Source organism: Pseudomonas sp. F-14 TE3623 (genome assembly GCF_053629015.1).
This window is the reverse complement of record NZ_JBRJHM010000001.1, coordinates 5,967,711-5,987,166: the sequence shown is the minus strand read 5'-3', so window position 1 is coordinate 5,987,166 and position 19,456 is coordinate 5,967,711. Positions and strand designations below refer to the sequence as shown.

The following is a 19,456-nucleotide window of genomic DNA, read 5'->3' as shown; positions in this document are numbered from 1 at the left end:
GTCCGGGTGACGCAGGTCAGAATCATCTTTTGCATCCACGGGATATTCTGTAGCCTTGCGCAGCTTCAACGCTATCCACGCCTGATGAATACTCACTCTCCCGGCGGTACCCCGAAGGGTCCGGAGCCGGGTGTATACTCGACTTTCGCGCGAAAGCGCCTGCAGGTCTTGCGAACATGACGCAGATTTCCGAACGCCTTCTGGTTCAAGCCCACCTCGACGCCAAGCAGCCCAAACCGCTGACCGCCGAGGAAGAGGCTTATTACCGTACTGCCATCGCTGCCGAGCTCAAGGCTCAGGACGCGGTGCTGGTTGCCCACTTCTATTGCGATCCGGTCATTCAGGCCCTTGCCGAAGAAACCGGTGGCTGCGTCTCCGACTCTCTGGAGATGGCCCGCTTCGGCAATGCCCACCCGGCCAAGACCGTGGTGGTCGCCGGCGTGAAGTTCATGGGCGAAACCGCGAAAATCCTCAACCCTGAAAAACGCATACTGATGCCGACCCTGGAAGCGACTTGCTCGCTGGACCTGGGTTGCCCGGTAGACGAGTTCTCGGCGTTCTGCGATCAGCATCCGGAACGTACGGTGGTGGTGTATGCCAACACTTCGGCGGCGGTCAAAGCGCGGGCGGACTGGGTGGTGACTTCCAGCTGTGCGCTGGAAATCGTCGAAAGCCTGATGGATAACGGCGAAACCATCATCTGGGCTCCGGACAAGCACCTGGGCACTTACATCCAGCGCAAGACCGGCGCCGACATGCTGCTGTGGGACGGTGCCTGCATCGTCCACGAAGAGTTCAAGGCCAAGCAGCTCGAAGACATGAAGGCGCTGTACCCGGATGCGGCCATTCTGGTGCACCCGGAGTCGCCGACCGCCGTCATCGAGTTGGCCGACGCGGTGGGTTCCACCAGTCAGCTGATCGCTGCTGCGCAAAGTCTGCCGAACAAGACCCTGATCGTCGCCACCGACCGCGGCATCTTCTACAAGATGCAGCAGCTATGCCCGGACAAGGTCTTTATCGAAGCGCCAACTGCCGGTAACGGCGCAGCGTGCCGCAGTTGCGCGCATTGCCCGTGGATGGCGATGAATACGCTTGAGCGCACGCTGAAGAGCTTGCGTGAAGGGACCAACGAGATCTTCGTTGATCCGGCGTTGATTCCACAGGCGGTGCGGCCGTTGAAGCGGATGCTTGATTTCACTCAGGCGGCGCGGATGAAGTTGGCCGGCAACGCTTAAGGTCTGTCAGTCAAACCGCAAAAACTGTGGGAGCGGGCTTGCTCGCGAAGAGGGCGTATCAGTCAACATTGATGTTGTCTGACACACCGATTTCGCGAGCAAGCCCGCTCCCACAGTGATTTTCATACGGCAAAATTACTTGGTTTTCTTCGGGATCCGCACGAGCTGGGTATTGGAATAGATGTCATGCCAGCTGCGCTTCTGCTTGTCGAACAGCGACCAGAAGAATCCCAGCCCGAGGCATAGCCAGGACGCGATCGACACCACAAAGCGCAGCAGCGCCTGCCACAGGCTGATGGATGAGCCATCGGCGTTTTGCACGCGGATGCCCCAGACCTGCATCCCCAGAGTCTGCCCCGACCAAGTCCAGAACTTGGCAAAGAAACCGAACAGCACGAACAACAGCACCGTCGATAACAGCGGATCACCGTCCAGTGCGCCAGCGTCGGTCATAGCTCGCATTTGGCCTTCGCCGATGATCGCCATCTGGATCATCTTGTAAATGCCGCTGGTGACGATCAGCAGGGCAGTGCATAACAGAAAGTCGTAGAACATCGCTGCCAGGCGACGACCCAGGCCGACGGCGGGGAAGTCGCCCTGTGGGTTGAGCAGGTGTTTCGACATGGCAGCCTCTGAACGGAAAAAAGAAGCCATTTTACGGATTTACGCGCACAAAAAAGCCCCTGATATCAGTATCAGGGGCTTTTTCGTTACAGAAGATCAGGCTTCTGCTTGTACTTCGTCAGCCTGCATGCCTTTCTGGCCTTGCACAGCAACGAAAGTCACTTTCTGGCCTTCTTTCAGGCTTTTGAAGCCGTTACCCTGAATAGCGCGGAAATGTACGAACAGATCCGGACCGCTTTCTGGAGTGATAAAACCAAAACCTTTCTCGTCGTTAAACCACTTGACGGTACCGCTCTGACGTTGGGACATTTCTTATTTCCTTTGACGCAAAAATGAATGACAGTCTCCTTCTCGTGAAAGAGTACTGGGGCTGGTTGCAGGAGAGTAAGAAGACGTCGAACGGGATGTAGCTAACTTGTAGGCTACTGCCCAGGTCACGATTCCAAGCGACCCATGCAAACACAGTGAACAAACTCTACGCCAACTACGGGAGAAAAAACAAGCCCTGCGAAGGCCCGGGTTTCCTCGGGTTGGGACAATCAGGGGCGACACTAACGCAGGCTTATTCGATAGAGTTGTTCAGTTGTTTTCGATCGTTATAAGTAACGTTCATAAACGAAACGTTCGCACTGTTTTATGGCGGCTGCGTTACAGATTAGTGCACTGTTAACGCAACCGCGTTACTTATAGAAACAGTCAATCAACCGCGATAGTAGCGTTGTGGAACAAATGGCATTTTGCTTACAAGCAAAGGCACCTTTTTCCCACGAACAATTGCCCAAACCGGCGTATCCAAAGCGATGTAAGCGCTGTCGAGGTAACCCATGGCCAAAGGACCGCCAAGGGTCGGACCGAAACCGCCGCTGCACACGCTGCCGATGATTTCGCCGGCTTCGTTGACGATTTCCGCACCTTCGCGCACTGGCGTACGTTCCTGCGGCAACAGGCCAACGCGTTTGCGGCTGACACCCGCTTGCTGCTGGGCGAACACCGTTTCAGCGCCAGGGAAGCCACCGGCCCGAGCGCCATCGGCACGACGAGGCTTGGAGATAGCCCACAGCAGGCTCGCTTCGATTGGGGTGGTTTCGGTGTTCATGTCGTGGCCGTAGAGGCACAGGCCGGCTTCCAGGCGCAGGGAGTCGCGAGCGCCGAGGCCGATGGCCGCGACTTCCGGTTCGGCCAGCAGGGCGCGAGCCAGGGCTTCGGCGTTGGCCGCTGGTACGGAGATTTCGAAACCGTCTTCGCCGGTGTAGCCTGAACGGCTGACAAAGCAGTCCACGCCCAACAGCTTCACGCGGGCGAACTGCATGAAGGTCATCTTCGCCACTTCAGGCGCCAGGCGTGCGAGCACCGTGACAGCGGCCGGACCTTGCAGAGCCAGCAACGCGCGCTCTTCGAACAATGGCTCGATCGTGCACTGATCGCCGATGTGCTTGCGCAGGTGCGCCAGGTCCTGATCCTTGCAGGCCGCGTTGACCACCAGGAACAGTTCGTCGTTACCGAGGTTGGCGACCATCAGATCGTCGAGGATGCCGCCGGTCTCGTTGGTGAACATCGCGTAGCGCTGCATGCCCACCGGCAGGTCGATGATGTCCACCGGCACCAGCGTTTCCAGGGCTTTGGCCGCGTTGGCGCCGGTCAGGCGGATCTGGCCCATGTGCGAGACATCGAACAGCCCGGCCTGATCACGGGTGTGCTGGTGTTCTTTCATCACGCCCAACGGGTATTGCACCGGCATGTCGTAGCCGGCAAACGGCACCATGCGGGCGCCGAGTTCGAGGTGCAGTGCGTGCAACGGGGTTTTCAACAATTGTTCGGTGGACATATCCAGCTCCTGAAAATAGTGCAGATGCGCGCATCAGCACTCGATAATGTTGACCGCCAAACCGCCACGGGCGGTTTCCTTGTATTTGCTTTTCATGTCGGCGCCGGTCTGGCGCATGGTGCGAATGACTTTGTCGAGGGAGACGAAGTGCTGACCGTCGCCGCGCAGGGCCATACGCACCGCATTGATGGCCTTGACCGAACCCATGGCGTTGCGCTCGATGCAAGGCACTTGCACCAACCCGCCAATCGGGTCGCAGGTCAGGCCGAGGTTGTGTTCCATGCCGATTTCGGCGGCGTTTTCCACCTGCTGCACCGTGCCGCCCAGCACTTCACACAAGGCGCCGGCGGCCATGGAACAGGCGACGCCAACCTCTCCCTGACAGCCGACTTCGGCGCCGGAGATCGAGGCGTTTTCCTTGTACAGAATGCCGATCGCGGCGGCCGTCAGTAGAAAGCGCACGACGCCATCTTCGTTGGCCCCGGGGATGAAGCGCATGTAGTAATGCAGCACCGCCGGGATGATTCCGGCCGCGCCATTGGTGGGTGCGGTAACCACGCGCCCACCGTTAGCGTTTTCTTCGTTGACTGCCAGGGCGTACAGGTTGACCCAGTCCAGCACCGACAGCGGATCGCGCAGCGATGATTCCGGGTTGTTGCACAGTTGCCGATGCAGCGCCGCGGCCCGACGTTTGACCTTCAGTCCACCAGGAAGGATGCCTTCATTGCGGCAACCAGCCGTGACGCAGTCCTGCATCACTTGCCAGATCTTCAGCAAACCGGCACGGGTTTCCGCTTCGGGGCGCCAGGCGCTTTCATTGGTCAGCATCACCTGACTGATTGATAAACCATAGGTGGTGCAATGACCGAGCAGGTCCTTGGCGCTTTTGAACGGGAAGGTCAGGGGAGTCGCGTCTTCGACGATCCGGTCGGCGCCAGCGGCGTCTTCATCGACGACGAACCCGCCACCGACCGAGTAGTACTCGCGGCTGCGGATTTGTATGCCCGCCGCATCGAATGCGCGAAAGATCATGCCGTTGGGGTGATAGGCCAACGGTTTGCGAATCATCGCCAGGTGTTCTTTCTCGTTGAACGCAATGCTGTGTTCGCCGAGCAGGTTCAGGCGACCGTTGCCACGAATTTCTTGCAGGCGAGCGGCGACGGTTTCGGTGTCTACGGTATCCGGGTGTTCGCCTTCCAGGCCCAGCAACACAGCCTTGTCGCTGCCGTGGCCTTTGCCGGTGGCGCCGAGCGAGCCGTAGAGCTCGACTTTGACGCAGGAGGTTGCGGCCAGCAGCCCTTCACGGCGCAGACCTTCGGCGAAACGCGCAGCGGCACGCATCGGGCCGACGGTGTGGGAGCTGGAGGGGCCGATGCCAATCTTGAACAGGTCGAACACGCTTAACGACATGGTTGTTCTCCGGTTTCTTGTTATAGGAATTGGCGGAACTTGAGGCTTGGCACAAATCCTTGTGGGAGCGGGCTTGCTCGCTCCCACAAGGGGATATGCGCTGTTCTTGAGTGGGGCGGATCAACCGCCCCACACTGGTTTAAGCGTAGCTTTCGATCGACGGGCAGGCGCAGACCAGGTTGCGATCGCCGAAGACGTTGTCGACGCGACCGACCGGTGGCCAGTACTTGCCTTCGATCAGCGACGCTACCGGGTAAACCGCTTGCTCGCGGCTGTACGGATGCGTCCACTCGCCGACGATTTCCGCGGCGGTGTGTGGCGCGTTTTTCAGCGGGTTGTCGTCCTTGTCCAGCGTGCCGTTTTCCACCGCGCGGATTTCTTCGCGGATACGGATCATGGCGTCGCAGAAGCGGTCCAGTTCTTCCTTGGATTCGCTTTCGGTCGGCTCGATCATCAACGTGCCGGCCACTGGGAACGACATGGTCGGGGCGTGGAAGCCGAAGTCGATCAGGCGCTTGGCGACGTCATCGACACTGATGCCGCTGCTGTCTTTCAACGGACGCAGGTCGAGGATGCATTCGTGCGCCACCAGGCCATTGCTGCCGGTGTACAACACTGGGTAATGCTCTTCGAGGCGACGGGAAATGTAGTTGGCATTCAGGATCGCCAATTGCGAAGCACGCTGGAGACCCGCGCCCCCCATCATTCGAATGTACATCCAAGTGATCGGCAGAATGCTCGCGCTGCCGAACGGTGCCGCGCAGACCGCGCCTTCCTTGCGTTCCATCTGGGCGTGGCCCGGCAGGAATGGGGTCAGGTGCGACTTGACGCCAATCGGGCCGACGCCCGGGCCGCCACCGCCATGGGGAATGCAGAAGGTTTTGTGCAGGTTCAGGTGGGACACGTCGCCGCCGAACTTGCCCGGTGCGCAGAGGCCGACCATGGCGTTCATGTTGGCGCCGTCGATGTACACCTGGCCGCCGTTGTCGTGAATGATGCCGCAGATTTCGCGGATGCCTTCTTCGAACACGCCGTGGGTCGACGGGTAGGTGATCATCAGCGCAGCGAGGTGTTCGCGGTGCTCGATGGCCTTGGCGCGCAGGTCTTCGATGTCGACGTTGCCTCGGGCATCGCACGCGGTCACGACTACACGCATGCCAGCCATGTTGGCGGTGGCCGGGTTGGTGCCGTGGGCGGACGACGGGATCAGGCAGATGTCGCGACGGTCTTCGCCACGGCTCTGGTGGTACGCACGAATCGCCAGCAGGCCAGCGTATTCACCTTGGGAACCGGCGTTCGGTTGCAGGGAGATCGAGTCGTAACCGGTGGCGGCGCAGAGCATCGCTTCCAGTTCATCCGTCAGCTGCTGATAACCGGCGCTTTGCTCGGCCGGGGCGAACGGGTGCAGGGCACCGAATTCAGCCCAGGTCACCGGGATCATTTCGCTGGCGGCGTTGAGTTTCATGGTGCAGGAACCCAGCGGGATCATGGTGCGATCCAGGGCCAGGTCCTTGTCGGCGAGCTTGCGCAGGTAGCGCATCAGCTCGGTTTCCGAATGATAACGGTTGAACACCGGGTGGCTGAGGATCGGCGATTGGCGAACCAGAGCGGCCGGGAGGGTGCTTTCGACCGAGGCGGCGAGGGCGGCGAAGTCTGGCAGCGCCTTGCCGTCGGCCAGCACGCTCCACAGGGTTTCAACGTCAGCCTGGCTGGTGGTTTCGTCCAGGGACAGGCCCAGACGCTCGCCATCTACAACACGCAGGTTGATCTTCTGAGCACGCGCCTTGTCGTGCAAAGCAGCTGTTTGCGCGCCGGTCTTGAGCGTCAGCGTGTCGAAGAAGCTGGTTTGCTCGACGGTCAGGCCCAATGCGCTCAAGCCTTTGGCGAGGATCGCGGTCAGGTGATGTATGCGCTTGGCGATCTGCGTCAGTCCTTTCGGACCGTGGTACACGGCGTACATGCTGGCGATGTTGGCCAGCAGCACTTGGGCGGTGCAGATGTTGCTGGTGGCTTTCTCGCGGCGGATATGTTGCTCGCGGGTCTGCATGGCCAGGCGCAGGGCCGGCTTGCCGAAACGGTCCACGGACACGCCAACCAGACGGCCTGGCATGTCGCGTTTGAACGCATCACGGGTGGAGAAGTAGGCCGCGTGCGGACCACCGAAGCCCAGCGGCACGCCGAAGCGTTGCGCACTGCCGATGGCCACGTCAGCGCCGAATTCGCCCGGCGGGGTCAGCACGGTCAGGGCCAGCAGGTCAGCCGCGACTGCGACCAGCGCATTAGCCGCGTGGAAACGCTCGGTCAGTTCGCGGTAGTCGAACACGTCACCGTTGCTGGCCGGGTATTGCAGCAGGGCGCCGAAGAACGGCGTCACGTCAGTCAGTTCGCGCTCGTCGCCGACCACCACGTCGATGCCCAACGGCTCGGCACGGGTGCGCAAAACGTCGAGGGTTTGCGGGTGGCAATGCACCGATGCGAAGAACGCGTGGCTGCCTTTGTTCTTGCTCAGGCGTTTGCAGAAGGTCATGGCTTCGGCAGCGGCGGTGGCTTCGTCGAGCAGCGAGGCGTTGGCGATCGGCAGGCCGGTGAGGTCGCTGATCAGGGTCTGGAAGTTCAGCAGCGCTTCGAGACGGCCTTGGGAAATTTCTGGTTGGTACGGGGTGTAAGCGGTGTACCAGGCCGGGTTTTCCAGCAGGTTGCGCAGGATCGGCGACGGCGTGTGAGTGCCGTAGTAGCCCTGGCCGATGTAGGTCTTGAACAGCTGGTTTTTGCCGGCGATGGATTTGATCAGCGTCAGGGCATCCGCTTCACTCAGGCCGTCTTCCAGGCCGAGGACGCTGGTGCCCTTGATGCTGTCGGGAATGACGCTGGCGCTCAGGGCTTCCAGCGAATCAAAGCCCAGGCTGTTGAGCATGGCTTGCTCGTCGCCCGAACGCGGGCCGATATGGCGCGCGATGAATTCGTTGGCGGTGCTGACATTTACAGAAACAGGAAGTACTTGAGTCATGTCAGCGCTCCTCAGGCTTCAGCGTTGGCTTTGATCAGACGGTCGTAAGCGTCTTGATCCAGCAGTTGGCCGACAGCCGAGGCGTCGGTTGGCTGGAAGCGGAAGAACCAGCCTTCGCCCAGCGGATCTTCGTTGACCAGTTCAGGGCTGCTGTCCAGCGCCGGGTTCACTTCCAGCACTTCTCCGTCGAGTGGCATGTACACGCCGCTGGCGGCTTTTACCGATTCCACAGTGGCGGCTTCAGCGCCTTTGTCGTAGGACTGCAGCTCAGGCAGTTGTACGAAAACCACGTCGCCCAGGGCGTTCTGTGCGAAAGCAGTGATGCCGACGGTGACGGTGCCGTCAGCTTCGGTGCGCAGCCATTCGTGATCTTCAGTAAAACGCAACTCGCTCATGGAAACTCCTAAGGGGGGCCAGACTCGTCTGGTGGACGCGATTGAATGCTCGGGCAATGCCCTGATTTATGAAGGGTTACTTAGCAAAATCGCGGCCAATGTTATTTTTTCTTTATAAATCAATTAGTTGTTGGTTTTTACGAAAGACTGAAAAGGACTGGCTGTAGCGAAATCGCTACAGCACAGACTGAAGAAAAAAGCTGAGGTGGATCAAAGCCTTGCGCAGCGGTGTTCAGGAGAGGGTGTATCGATATCGTTCCGCTGTAGCGCTTTCAGTACAGATGGAGGTCGTTTTTGAAAACGATTTTGAAAACAGCGCAGACCCCTGTGGGAGCGGGCTTGCTCGCGAAAGCGGTGGGTCAGACAACATTGATGGTGACTGACCCACCGCTTTCGCGAGCAAGCCCGCTCCCACAGTTGACCGAGTGATGCGTTAAGGTTTGTTGGGTATGCCGTACTTACGCAACCGATGGGCAATCGCGGTGTGGGAGGTTTGCAGGCGGCTGGCCAATTGACGAGTCGAGGGGTAGCTGACGTAGAGCTTTTCCAGCAGGGTTTTCTCGAACTCTTCCATGGCCTGTTCGAGACTATCGACCTCGCTGTCGCTCTGGCGCGCCACGGAGGTGCCGGCGATATCGAGGTCGCCGATGTCCACCAGGCTGCTTTCGCAAATCGCCGCGGCACGGAAGATAACGTTCTGCAGTTGCCGCACATTACCCGGCCAACGGTTGCCCAGCAGCGCGGGATAAGTGCCCGGCGCAAGGCGACAGACCGTTCGCTGGATCTGCGCGCAGGCCTGCTGCATGAAGTAGCGTGCCAGCAGCAGAATGTCCTGGCCGCGCTCGCGCAACGGCGGCACTTCAACATTCAGCACGTTGAGGCGATAGAACAGGTCTTCGCGGAAGGTGCCTTCACTGACCATTTTTTCCAGATCGCGGTGGGTCGCGCTGAGGATCCGCACATTGACCTTCACTTCGCGATCGCCACCGACCCGACGGAAGCTGCCATCGTTGAGAAAACGCAGCAATTTCGCCTGCAAGTACGGCGACATTTCACCGATCTCGTCGAGAAATACCGTGCCCTGGTTGGCCAGTTCCATCAGCCCCGGTTTGCCGCCTCGCTGCGCGCCGGTGAAGGCGCCGGGGGCATAGCCGAATAGCTCACTTTCGGCGAGGTTTTCCGGCAGTGCGGCGCAGTTCAAGGCCAGGAACGGCGAACTGTGGCGGGCGCTGATGGCGTGGCAGGCGCGGGCCACCAGTTCTTTTCCGGTGCCGGTTTCGCCCTGGATCAGCAACGGTGCATCAAGGGCTGCGACCCGTTGAGCGCGCGCCTTGAGTGTACGAATCGCCGGGGATTCGCCGAGCAGGGCATCGAAGCCTTCGGCGTGATCGTGGTGCAGCGCCGAAAGACGTTCACCGATGCGGTTCGGTTGGTACAGGGTCAGCAGCGCACCGGCGTCGGTGATTGGCGTGGCGTCCAACAGCAGGGTCTGACCGTTGACGGTGATCTCGCGCAGCGGCAGGCGGAAGCCGTTTTCCAGCAACGTGTCGAGCAGTGCCGGATCGGCAAACAGCTCGCTGATGCTTTCACCTGCAGGTTCGCGGCCGTACAGGGCAATAAGCGCCGGGTTGGCCAGCAGCACCTTGCCAGCGCTGTCGAGGGCCAATACCGGGTCGGTCATGGCGGCGAGTAACGCATCGAGCTGCAAGTGACGGCGCTGGCCGGGAAGGATGTCGACCACCGTCACCGCTTGCACGCCGCGCACGCTGAACAGCGCGTCGCGCAGCTCTTCGAGCACTGCCGGGCTCAAGGTCGGGGCGTCGATGTAGACGTTGGGCGGCACCATTTCCACCGCATCCAGATTGAGATTGCGCCCACCGAGCAGGGCCAGGACTTCCTGGGTGATGCCGACGCGGTCGATGAAACTGACGTGGATGCGCATGGGGCGGTTGGGTTCTGGAGTGCGGAGGGTGGCAAGTATGCCTTGGGGCGGGCCAATGGTGAAATCCTGCGCAGGACTTCAGGGCAACGATGATCCCTGTGGGAGCGGCGGTGCGGCGCTCCCACAGGTACAGCGTTCATCCAGGGGAATAGGGGTTATTCGAAGTTCTCGAGGTTTACCGGGTCGCCGGATTTCATATCCAACTGCTTGCGGATGTCTTCAAACATTAAATCGTAATGCTTGTGAATCGAGCCGATCTGGCTGTGTGTCTTCGGGATTCCGTACTTCTCGGCGATTTTCGTCACGTTGTTGGCGAAGTTGTAAGCCTCCTCCTTGGGTAGAAAGAAGGTCTCCGTCATCTCCTTTCCCTGCATGCTGCCGTGCATGGTGAACAGCATCCCCTTGCCTTTCTTGGGATCCTGCGTGACCTCATAGTCGAGGTGCACGTTGTAGTTGACATCATCCGGGGTCAGCGCGTGGCGCTCGATGTGCAGATGACCGGGCTCAAACGTTGCCATTGACGTCTCTCCTTACAAGTAAGTTATGCCAGGTGTCGCCGTACTGATGCGGGTGCCGGCCTTGCCCTGGACGATCGCTTCGATGTCCGAGAGTGAACCGATCACCGCGGTTTTTCCAGTATGGCGGGCGAACTCGCAGGCCGCCTGGACCTTTGGTCCCATGGAGCCGGCCGCGAAGCCGAGTTTTTCCATCTCGTCGGGGTGAGCCTGGGCGATGGCTTTCTGGGTGGGTTTGCCGAAGTCGATGAACGCGGCGCTGACGTCGGTGGCGATCACCAATAGATCGCTTTCAAGTTGTTCGGCCAGCAGCGCCGAGCACAGGTCTTTGTCGATCACCGCTTCCACGCCCTGCAGTTTGCCGCTGGCGTCGTACATCGTCGGGATGCCCCCGCCACCGGCGCAGATCACGATGCTGCCTTTTTCCAGCAACCACTTGATCGGGCGGATTTCGAAGATGCGTTTCGGTCTCGGGCTGGCCACCACGCGGCGGAATTTGTCGCCGTCCGGAGCAATCGCCCAGCCTTTCTCGGCGGCGAGTTTCTCCGCTTCGGCCTTGGTATAGACCGGGCCGATGGGTTTGCTGGGCTTCTGGAACGCCGGATCGTTGGGGTCGACTTCGACCTGGGTCAACAGGGTGGCGAACGGGACTTCGAAGTCCAGCAGGTTGCCCAGTTCCTGTTCGATGATGTAGCCGATCATGCCTTCGGTTTCGGCACCCAGCACGTCCAGCGGATAAGCGGAAACCTGGGTGTAGGCCGCCGCTTGCAGCGACAGCAGCCCGACCTGCGGACCATTACCGTGAGCGATCACCAGTTGATTGCCGGGATGGACCTTGGCGATTTGTTCGGTGGCGACCCGGATGTTGATGCGCTGGTTGTCCGCGGTCATGGGTTCACCCCGGCGGAGCAGGGCGTTACCGCCCAGAGCAACGACGATACGCATAATGCAGTCCTTCTAAATAGAGGGCGGGTAACTCGATCTCCCTGTGGGAACCGGGTTTGTGTGGGAGCGGGCTTGCTCGCGAAGGCGGCGTGTCAGTCGACATCAATGTTCCCTGTCAGACCGCTTTCGCGAGCAAGCCCGCTCCCACATTGACCGTGTTTCGTCAGGGAGACCCGAGTGAGCCGTTAGATATCCGCCAGCGCCGACACCAGAATCGCCTTGATGGTGTGCATGCGGTTTTCCGCTTGCTCAAAGGCGATGTTGGCCGGCGATTCGAAGACGTCTTCGGTCACTTCAACCCCGTTGGCCAGGTGCGGATAGCGCGCGGCGATGTCTTTGCCGACCTTGGTTTCGCTGTTGTGGAACGCCGGCAGGCAGTGCATGAATTTCACGCGCGGATTGCCCGAGGCCTTCATCATGTCGGCGTTGACCTGGTACGGCAGCAGTTGCTCGATGCGCTCGTCCCACGCTTCCACCGGCTCACCCATCGATACCCAGATGTCGGTGTGGATGAAGTCCACGCCCTTGACCGCTTCTTTCGGGTCTTCGGTGATGGTGATGCGCGCGCCGCTTTCCTCGGCGAAGGCTTTGCACTGATCGATGAAGTCCTGATGTGGCCATAGCGCTTTCGGTGCGGCGATGCGCACGTCCATGCCGAGTTTGGCGCCAATCATCAACAACGAGTTGCCCATGTTGTAGCGCGCGTCGCCGAGGTAGGCGTAGCTGATATCGTGCAGCGGTTTGTCGCTGTGTTCACGCATGGTCAAGGTGTCGGCAATCATTTGCGTCGGGTGGAATTCAGCGGTCAGGCCGTTGAACACCGGCACGCCGGCGAACTTCGCCAGCTCTTCGACGATTTCCTGTTCGAAGCCGCGGTACTCGATGGCATCGAACATCCGCCCGAGCACGCGGGCGGTGTCTTTCATGCTTTCCTTGTGGCCGATCTGTGACGACACCGGGTCGATGTAGGTGACGTGAGCGCCCTGGTCATGGGCCGCGACTTCGAAGGCGCACCGGGTGCGGGTCGAGGTTTTTTCGAAGATCAGCGCGATGTTTTTGCCTTGCAGGTGTGGACGCTCGGTGCCGGTGTACTTGGCGCGTTTGAGGTCACGGGACAGGTCCAGCAGGTAGTTCAGCTCGCGAGTGGTGTGGTGCATCAAACTCAGCAGGCTGCGGTTACGCATATTAAAAGCCATGATTGGATCTCCTTGGGTATCGGTTATCCCCCGGGCCGCGCTGGATAAGCGGCGGCCAGGGTTTGAAAGTTAATAGTCGATAGGGTCGCGAATGATCGGGCAGGTCATGCAGTGGCCACCGCCACGCCCGCGACCGAGTTCACCGGCGCTGATGGTGATGACTTCCACACCGGCCTTGCGCAGCAGGGTGTTGGTGTAGGTGTTGCGGTCGTAGCCGATCACCACACCTGGTTCCACCGCCACCACGTTGTTGCCGTCGTCCCATTGCTCGCGTTCGGCGGCGAAGCTGTTGCCGCCGGTTTCGACGACGCGCAGCGCTTTCAGGTTGAGGGCCTTGGCCACGGTATCGAGGAAGCTGGTTTCTTCGCGGCGGATATCGACGCCGCCCGGTTTGCTTTCATCAGGGCGCACGCTGAAGGCGACGATTTGGTTCACCACTTCCGGGAAAATGGTCACGAGGTCGCGGTCGCAGAAGCTGAACACGGTGTCCAGGTGCATCGCTGCGCGGGACTTCGGCAGGCCGGCGACAATCACACGTTCGACAGCCTTGTTCTTGAACAGGTTGACCGCCAATTGGCCAATAGCCTGGCGGGACGAACGCTCGCCCATGCCGATCAACACCACGCCGTTGCCGATCGGCATCACGTCGCCGCCCTCAAGGGTGGCACTGCCATGGTCCTGATCCGGATCGCCGTACCAGATCTGGAAGTCGGCGTTGGTGAACTGCGGGTGAAATTTGTAGATGGCGGTGGTCAGCAACGTTTCCTGACGGCGCGCCGGCCAGTACATCGGGTTCAACGTCACGCCGCCGTAGATCCAGCAAGTGGTATCGCGGGTGAACTGGGTGTTGGGCAGCGGCGGCAGAATGAAGCTGGAGTGACCGAGAAATTCGCGGAACATCTGAATGGTTTTGCCGCCGAAGCTGTCCGGCAGGTCATCGGCGGAGACGCCGCCAATCAGGAATTCAGCGATCTTGCGCGGCTCCAGGCTACGCAGCCAGGATGCGGTTTCATTGACCAGACCCAAGCCCACCGAATTCGCGGTGATCTTGCGCTCCAGGATCCAGTCGAGGGCTTCAGGAATTGCAACGATGTCGGTCAGCAGGTTGTGCATTTCCAGCACGTCGACGTTGCGCTCGCGCATTTTGGTGACGAAGTCGAAATGGTCACGCTTGGCTTGAGCAACCCACAGCACATCATCGAAAAGCAGTTCGTCACAGTTGTTCGGGGTCAGCCGCTGGTGGGCCAGGCCGGGGGAGCAAACCATGACTTTGCGCAGTTTGCCGGCTTCGGAATGGACGCCGTACTTAACTTTTTCGGTGGTCATTACAGTGATCCTCCAGATGACAAATGAGAGTCGGGTGTTACAGAGTCAGGAAGCCGTCATACAGCCCGTAAGCTGCCACCAGGGCGCCCACGACAACCGCTGCGAAAATCAGCTTCTCGACGTTGGTGAAAACCGGTTTGTTGACTTCAAGTTTGGCCTTGGCGAACAGGATCACGCCGGGCGCATAGAGCAGGGCGGAGAGCAGCAGGTATTTGACCCCGCCGGCATAGATCAACCAGACCGCATAGATCAACGCGACGGCGCCGATGAACAGGTCTTTCCTGCGCTCGGCTATAGCGTTCTCATAACTCTCGCCGCGCACCGCCAGCAGCAGCGCGTAAGCCGCCGACCACAGGTACGGCACCAGAATCATTGAGGTGGCGAGGTAGATCAGCGACAGATAAGTGCTGGCCGAGAACAGCGTGACGATCAGGAACAACTGGACCATGACGTTGGTCAGCCACAAGGCGTTGGCCGGTACATGGTTGGCGTTTTCCTTGCGCAAAAACGCCGGCATGGTGTGGTCCTTGGCGGCAGCGAACATGATCTCCGCACATAGCAACACCCATGACAGCAACGCACCGAGCAACGAGATGATCAGGCCGACGCTGATCAGCACCGCGCCCCAATGACCGACCACATGTTCCAGCACGGCGGCCATGGACGGGTTCTGCAGTTTGGCCAGTTCCGGTTGGGTCATGATGCCCAGCGACAGCACGTTCACCAGCACCAGGAACAGCAGCACGGTGATGAACCCGATGACGGTGGCTTTACCCACGTCGCTGCGTTTTTCCGCACGGGCTGAGAAAATGCTCGCGCCTTCGATACCGATGAATACCCACACGGTGACCAGCATCATGTTGCGCACCTGGTTCATCACACTGCCCAGGTCCGGGTTTTTCAGGCCCCAGATGTCAGCGGTGAAGATGTCCAGTTTGAACGCGAACACCGCGATCAGGACGAACAGCAGCAGCGGCACGACCTTGGCGATGGTGGTCACCAGGTTGATGAACGCTGCTTCCTTGATGCCGCGCAGCACGAGGAAATGCACACCCCAGAGCAGCACAGACGCGCCGATCACGGCAGCAACCGTGTTGCCTTCGCCGAAGATCGGAAAGAAGTAACCGAGGGTGCTGAACAACAGAACGAAGTAACCAACGTTACCCAGCCAGGCACTGATCCAGTAACCCCAGGCGGACGAAAAACCCATGTAGTCGCCGAAACCGGCTTTGGCGTAGGCGTAAACACCGCCGTCCAGATCAGGTTTTCGATTAGCGAGGGTCTGGAAGACGAAGGCCAGGGTCAACATGCCGACTGCGGTAATTGCCCAACCGATAAGAACGGCACCGACGTCTGCACTGGCGGCCATGTTCTGGGGCAAAGAGAAGATCCCGCCACCAATCATTGAGCCGACAACCAATGCAACCAGGGCGCCGAGTTTCAGTTTTCCGGGGGATTCAGACATTGCATGACTCCAGTGCAGGAGAAGAGAGAAAACAGGTTAGTTTTGTTCGCTGTTCAATCATCTGACTTAGATCAATGCATGGTCACATTCCATTGTTAAGTAAAGACTTATGGGTCTTTTGCAGGCATAAGGCTAATGCCCGGAAAGCCCTGTGCAAAGGCCTCGGATAAAAGTGAAAGAAATAGAGCGTATCAGTTGAGGTTTAGACGCTAGTTTGTTTTTTTGTTTTGGCAAGTATTGGTCATTGGGTTTTGCAGTGATATTGATTTATTAGGGGCTACCGACAAAAACCGCTATTTCCGGACTGCTGCAATAGCGTGATCAGTTATAAATAAAGACAAGATTGGCATTAATTGATAAACGTTATTACGCTTTATCTATTTAGTTAAAAACCGACTATGTGACGGTCTCGAAGCCATAGCGCGCCAGGGAAATGGAGATGCACGAATGTCGCAACCGACGCAAAAGCTTCGCCTGAGTGCGCTGATCGCTTTGGTGGTGGGATCGATGATTGGCGGCGGGATTTTTTCCTTACCGCAAAACATGGCGGCGCGTGCCGATGCCGGGGCGATATTGATTGGTTGGGCGATCACTGCCGTCGGCATGCTGACCCTGGCCTTCGTCTTTCAGACCCTGGCCAATCGCAAACCGGAACTGGACTCCGGGGTGTACGCCTACGCCAAGGCCGGGTTTGGCGATTACATGGGGTTCTCGTCTGCCTGGGGATACTGGATCAGCGCCTGGCTGGGCAACGTCGGTTATTTCGTGTTGCTGTTCAGTACGCTCGGTTATTTCTTTCCGGTGTTTGGCCAAGGCAACACGCCGATTGCCATCGGCTGCGCGTCGGTGCTGCTGTGGGCGGTACATTTTCTGGTGCTACGCGGAATCAAGGAAGCGGCGTTCATCAATCAACTGACCACCGTGGCCAAGATCGTGCCGCTGATCATGTTCATCGTCATCGCCGCTGTGGCCTTCAAGGCGGACATCTTCACCCGTGACATCTGGGGCCGCAGTAACCCGAATTTCGGCGGCGTGATGGATCAGGTGCGCAACATGATGCTGGTTACCGTGTTCGTCTTCATCGGCATTGAAGGCGCCAGTGTGTATTCGGCGAAGGCGCAGAAGCGTTCGGACGTGGGCCGAGCGACAGTCATCGGTTTTATCGGTGTGTTGGCGCTGCTGGTGCTGGTGAACGTGTTGTCCCTTGGAATCATGAGCCAGCCGGAATTGGCCACGTTGCAGAACCCGTCGCTGGCGGCGGTGCTGGAACATATCGTCGGCCCTTGGGGCGCGCTGTTGATCAGCATCGGCCTGGCTATTTCGCTGTTGGGAGCATTACTGTCCTGGGCGCTGCTGTGCGCCGAAATCCTCTTCGCCACCGCGAAAGACAAGACCATGCCAGCGTTCCTGACAAAGGAAAACGCCAATCATGTGCCGGTCAATGCACTGTGGCTGACCAACGCGATGGTCCAGATTTTTCTGCTGATCACGCTGTTTTCCGCCGGTACCTACACCAGCCTGATTTACCTCGCTTCATCGATGATTCTGGTGCCCTACCTGTGGTCGGCGGCGTACGCGGTGTTGCTGAGCGGGCGAGGGGAAACCTATGAGCATGCGTCGGCCGAGCGCACGAAAGACTTGCTGATCGGTGGCATTGCCCTGTGTTACGCGATTTGGTTGTTGTATGCCGGCGGCGTGAAATACCTGCTGCTCTCGGCGTTGTTGTATGCGCCGGGGGTGATTCTGTTTGCCCAGGCCAAACGGGAACAGGGCGAGCCATTGTTTACCTCAGTGGAGAAGGGGATTTTCAGCTGTGTGGTCGCCGGGGCGGGGTTGGCGGCGTACGGGCTGTACAGTGGGTTACTGTCGTTGTGAGGTTATTGCTGGCGTATCAACGGCCTTATGACTGGTCGGCAATACTGGGTTTTTTGTCGGCGCGGGCGGTGGTCGGGATGGAAACGGTGGTCGATGGCGTGTATTCGCGCAGCATCGGGTTGAACGGCGTTCACGGTGTGATGAGGGTATGCGGCGCAGGTGCTTTGGACACTCTGAGCCGACCAGACTGAATACAGTTCCAGCAATTGTGTTGAGTTTTTCGTCCCTATCGCGAGCAGGCTCGCTCCCACAGTTGACCGAGCCGCATTGGAGAAATGTGATCACCTGCGGGAGCGAGCCTGCTCGCGATAGCTATCTGATGGTCACCACCACTGCGCGCGATGGGAACCCAACTCCCCGGCCGGCAGCGCCCACTGCAACGGTGTCCCGGTGATCTTCAACGGTACCTGCAACCGATGGGCCGGTCCCCAAGGTGTCTGCTCAACCAACATCCCTTGATCGCTTTGATCCTCCGCCCGCAACGCCTCATCTGTCCCCGCGCCATGCTCAATCAGCAACTTGGCGGTCCGCGCCAACGACAATCTGGCTGACCCGCCACGTCCCAATAACGTGATCGCCGCAGCCGCCATCAAATACCCGGTGGCGTGATCAAGCGCCTGCACCGGTAGCGGTGTCGGCTTGTTCGCTTTCTTCCACTGCATCCCCGCTTCGGCAATTCCGCTGCTCATCTGAACCAAACTGTCGAACCCTCGACGGTTCTGCCAGGGGCCGCTCCAACCGTAGGCGTTGAGGCACACATCAATCAGGCCCGGTGCCAGTTTTTGCCGCGCGGCGACACCGTAACCCAACCTTTCCAAGGCATCGGCGCGGTAGCCGTGGAGCAAGATATCGGCGTCCTTGAGCAGGTTTTCGAACACTGCTCGATCCGTCTTGTCGTGCAGGTCCAGGCGTGCGCAGCGTTTGCCCAAAGTGACTTCCGGCACCACGCCCGGTTCGTTCCAGGTCGGTGGGTCGATGCGCAAAACATCGGCGCCGAGCCCTGCGAGGAAGCGGCTGGCGATCGGGCCGGCGAGTACCCGTGTGAGATCCAGCACTTTGATCCCGGCCAGCGGTTGCGCCACTGAACCTTGCCACGGTTTGGGGTTTTGGCCGTTGTCGGCGCTGAACTGAATCAGCGGTTCGGCGTTCACAGCCTGACCTTGGGGGTGGACCTGCCATTGCTTCCAGCTTCGCATTTCCGCCGCGCAACCACCGGCATCAACGACGGCTTGTTCCAGATCACTTTTCCCCCATTGCGCAACCTTGCTCGCCATGGCTGCGCGGTCGACACAGGCGCCGAGCACGCTTTCAGCCGCGCTACGATGATGAGGCGCGTTGGTGTGCAGGCGGATCCAGCCGTCCTTGGTCGCGTAATCACCGGCAACCGGGTCCCACAACGGTGGAACGCTCCAGCCCACAGGGCGGATCGACGTCGCGAACCAGAACGACGCCAGGCGCCGGTCGACTTCAAGAGTAGGCAAACGGCCGGTGTGTTGTTGCAGCAATTCACTGACAGCCTGACCGGCAGCGGCAATGCTCGCGCAGGCAAGGTCGGTGACGGCAAACGCCGAGGGCAGGGCGCCGCTCGAGGTGAACGGGATTGAGGTGTGATGCAAGCCGAGTGCGGCTTGAATGGACGTGAGTAAACCAGTCATCGAAGGCCCTCCGGAACGAGAGCCCGAGCATAGATCAAAAA

At 59.5% G+C, this 19,456-nt stretch carries 15 protein-coding genes and 1 pseudogene; 3 read left to right on the top strand and 13 right to left on the bottom strand.

Annotated features, from left to right (window positions below; translation table 11 throughout):
• Window positions 1-176: 176 nt before the first annotated feature.
• A complete protein-coding gene (gene nadA, locus AB7M29_RS27790) occupies window positions 177-1,235 on the top strand; it encodes a quinolinate synthase NadA (protein WP_052964278.1) in 1,059 nt (352 codons plus the stop codon).
• Between the two features lie 135 nt (window positions 1,236-1,370).
• Here nadA and AB7M29_RS27785 read toward each other — a convergent pair whose 3' ends face one another.
• From AB7M29_RS27785 to arcD (AB7M29_RS27730), 12 genes are all read right to left on the bottom strand, one after another.
• Window positions 1,371-1,859, bottom strand: coding sequence for an RDD family protein (locus AB7M29_RS27785; RefSeq protein ID WP_052964277.1), 489 nt, complete (start codon window positions 1,857-1,859; stop codon window positions 1,371-1,373).
• Window positions 1,860-1,955: 96 nt separating this feature from the next.
• The gene (locus tag AB7M29_RS27780) at window positions 1,956-2,168 is read right to left on the bottom strand and encodes a cold-shock protein (RefSeq protein ID WP_003175786.1); all 213 of its coding nucleotides are present in this window, start codon (window positions 2,166-2,168) and stop codon (window positions 1,956-1,958) included.
• 391 nt (window positions 2,169-2,559) lie between these two features.
• Window positions 2,560-3,684, bottom strand: a complete 1,125-nt coding sequence (gene gcvT, locus AB7M29_RS27775) for a glycine cleavage system aminomethyltransferase GcvT (protein WP_429384440.1) — start codon at window positions 3,682-3,684, stop codon at window positions 2,560-2,562.
• Window positions 3,685-3,717: 33 nt separating this feature from the next.
• Window positions 3,718-5,094 carry an L-serine ammonia-lyase gene (locus AB7M29_RS27770; RefSeq protein ID WP_217854261.1) on the bottom strand — a complete coding sequence of 459 codons (1,377 nt, stop codon included), beginning with the start codon at window positions 5,092-5,094 and terminating at the stop codon, window positions 3,718-3,720.
• Between the two features lie 139 nt (window positions 5,095-5,233).
• On the bottom strand, window positions 5,234-8,101 hold the full coding sequence (gene gcvP / locus AB7M29_RS27765) for an aminomethyl-transferring glycine dehydrogenase (RefSeq protein ID WP_454248465.1): 2,868 nt from the start codon (window positions 8,099-8,101) through the stop codon (window positions 5,234-5,236).
• Window positions 8,102-8,112: 11 nt separating this feature from the next.
• A complete protein-coding gene (gcvH, locus tag AB7M29_RS27760; protein WP_008005432.1) occupies window positions 8,113-8,496 on the bottom strand; it encodes a glycine cleavage system protein GcvH in 384 nt (127 codons plus the stop codon).
• A 433-nt stretch (window positions 8,497-8,929) separates the two neighbouring features.
• Entirely contained in the window at window positions 8,930-10,438 is a 1,509-nt protein-coding gene (locus tag AB7M29_RS27755; RefSeq protein WP_454248464.1) for a sigma-54-dependent transcriptional regulator, read from the bottom strand.
• A 155-nt stretch (window positions 10,439-10,593) separates the two neighbouring features.
• Window positions 10,594-10,956: a DUF5064 family protein gene (locus tag AB7M29_RS27750; protein ID WP_217854259.1), complete on the bottom strand. Its 363-nt coding sequence runs from the start codon at window positions 10,954-10,956 to the stop codon at window positions 10,594-10,596.
• Window positions 10,957-10,968: 12 nt separating this feature from the next.
• On the bottom strand, window positions 10,969-11,898 hold the full coding sequence (arcC, locus tag AB7M29_RS27745) for a carbamate kinase (protein ID WP_454248463.1): 930 nt from the start codon (window positions 11,896-11,898) through the stop codon (window positions 10,969-10,971).
• A 185-nt stretch (window positions 11,899-12,083) separates the two neighbouring features.
• Window positions 12,084-13,094, bottom strand: coding sequence for an ornithine carbamoyltransferase (locus tag AB7M29_RS27740; protein ID WP_052967949.1), 1,011 nt, complete (start codon window positions 13,092-13,094; stop codon window positions 12,084-12,086).
• Between the two features lie 69 nt (window positions 13,095-13,163).
• Window positions 13,164-14,420 carry an arginine deiminase gene (gene arcA, locus AB7M29_RS27735; RefSeq protein WP_217854257.1) on the bottom strand — a complete coding sequence of 419 codons (1,257 nt, stop codon included), beginning with the start codon at window positions 14,418-14,420 and terminating at the stop codon, window positions 13,164-13,166.
• 37 nt (window positions 14,421-14,457) lie between these two features.
• A complete protein-coding gene (gene arcD / locus AB7M29_RS27730) occupies window positions 14,458-15,885 on the bottom strand; it encodes an arginine-ornithine antiporter (protein ID WP_217854256.1) in 1,428 nt (475 codons plus the stop codon).
• 447 nt (window positions 15,886-16,332) lie between these two features.
• On the opposite strand from arcD (AB7M29_RS27730), the gene arcD (AB7M29_RS27725) reads away from it, so the two are divergent.
• Both arcD (AB7M29_RS27725) and AB7M29_RS27720 read left to right on the top strand, forming a co-directional pair.
• Window positions 16,333-17,760: an arginine-ornithine antiporter gene (gene arcD / locus AB7M29_RS27725; RefSeq protein WP_217854255.1), complete on the top strand. Its 1,428-nt coding sequence runs from the start codon at window positions 16,333-16,335 to the stop codon at window positions 17,758-17,760.
• Window positions 17,757-17,936, top strand: a pseudogene (locus AB7M29_RS27720) (AlkA N-terminal domain-containing protein); the annotation flags it as partial. The gene arcD (AB7M29_RS27725) and the pseudogene AB7M29_RS27720, both read left to right, overlap by 4 nt.
• 147 nt (window positions 17,937-18,083) lie before the next feature.
• On the opposite strand, the gene AB7M29_RS27715 reads toward AB7M29_RS27720, so the two are convergent.
• On the bottom strand, window positions 18,084-19,415 hold the full coding sequence (locus AB7M29_RS27715) for a CoA transferase (RefSeq protein ID WP_454248462.1): 1,332 nt from the start codon (window positions 19,413-19,415) through the stop codon (window positions 18,084-18,086).
• Window positions 19,416-19,456: the final 41 nt, after the last annotated feature.

What these genes read in the sequence shown, in the direction of transcription:
- nadA (WP_052964278.1), top strand. Translation starts at nt 177, where the DNA reads ATGACGCAGATTTCCGAACGCCTTCTGGTTCAAGCCCACCTCGACGCC.
- AB7M29_RS27785 (WP_052964277.1), bottom strand. Translation starts at nt 1,859, where the DNA reads ATGTCGAAACACCTGCTCAACCCACAGGGCGACTTCCCCGCCGTCGGC.
- AB7M29_RS27780 (WP_003175786.1), bottom strand. Translation starts at nt 2,168, where the DNA reads ATGTCCCAACGTCAGAGCGGTACCGTCAAGTGGTTTAACGACGAGAAA.
- gcvT (WP_429384440.1), bottom strand. Translation starts at nt 3,684, where the DNA reads ATGTCCACCGAACAATTGTTGAAAACCCCGTTGCACGCACTGCACCTC.
- AB7M29_RS27770 (WP_217854261.1), bottom strand. Translation starts at nt 5,094, where the DNA reads ATGTCGTTAAGCGTGTTCGACCTGTTCAAGATTGGCATCGGCCCCTCC.
- gcvP (WP_454248465.1), bottom strand. Translation starts at nt 8,101, where the DNA reads ATGACTCAAGTACTTCCTGTTTCTGTAAATGTCAGCACCGCCAACGAA.
- gcvH (WP_008005432.1), bottom strand. Translation starts at nt 8,496, where the DNA reads ATGAGCGAGTTGCGTTTTACTGAAGATCACGAATGGCTGCGCACCGAA.
- AB7M29_RS27755 (WP_454248464.1), bottom strand. Translation starts at nt 10,438, where the DNA reads ATGCGCATCCACGTCAGTTTCATCGACCGCGTCGGCATCACCCAGGAA.
- AB7M29_RS27750 (WP_217854259.1), bottom strand. Translation starts at nt 10,956, where the DNA reads ATGGCAACGTTTGAGCCCGGTCATCTGCACATCGAGCGCCACGCGCTG.
- arcC (WP_454248463.1), bottom strand. Translation starts at nt 11,898, where the DNA reads ATGCGTATCGTCGTTGCTCTGGGCGGTAACGCCCTGCTCCGCCGGGGT.
- AB7M29_RS27740 (WP_052967949.1), bottom strand. Translation starts at nt 13,094, where the DNA reads ATGGCTTTTAATATGCGTAACCGCAGCCTGCTGAGTTTGATGCACCAC.
- arcA (WP_217854257.1), bottom strand. Translation starts at nt 14,420, where the DNA reads ATGACCACCGAAAAAGTTAAGTACGGCGTCCATTCCGAAGCCGGCAAA.
- arcD (WP_217854256.1), bottom strand. Translation starts at nt 15,885, where the DNA reads ATGTCTGAATCCCCCGGAAAACTGAAACTCGGCGCCCTGGTTGCATTG.
- arcD (WP_217854255.1), top strand. Translation starts at nt 16,333, where the DNA reads ATGTCGCAACCGACGCAAAAGCTTCGCCTGAGTGCGCTGATCGCTTTG.
- AB7M29_RS27715 (WP_454248462.1), bottom strand. Translation starts at nt 19,415, where the DNA reads ATGACTGGTTTACTCACGTCCATTCAAGCCGCACTCGGCTTGCATCAC.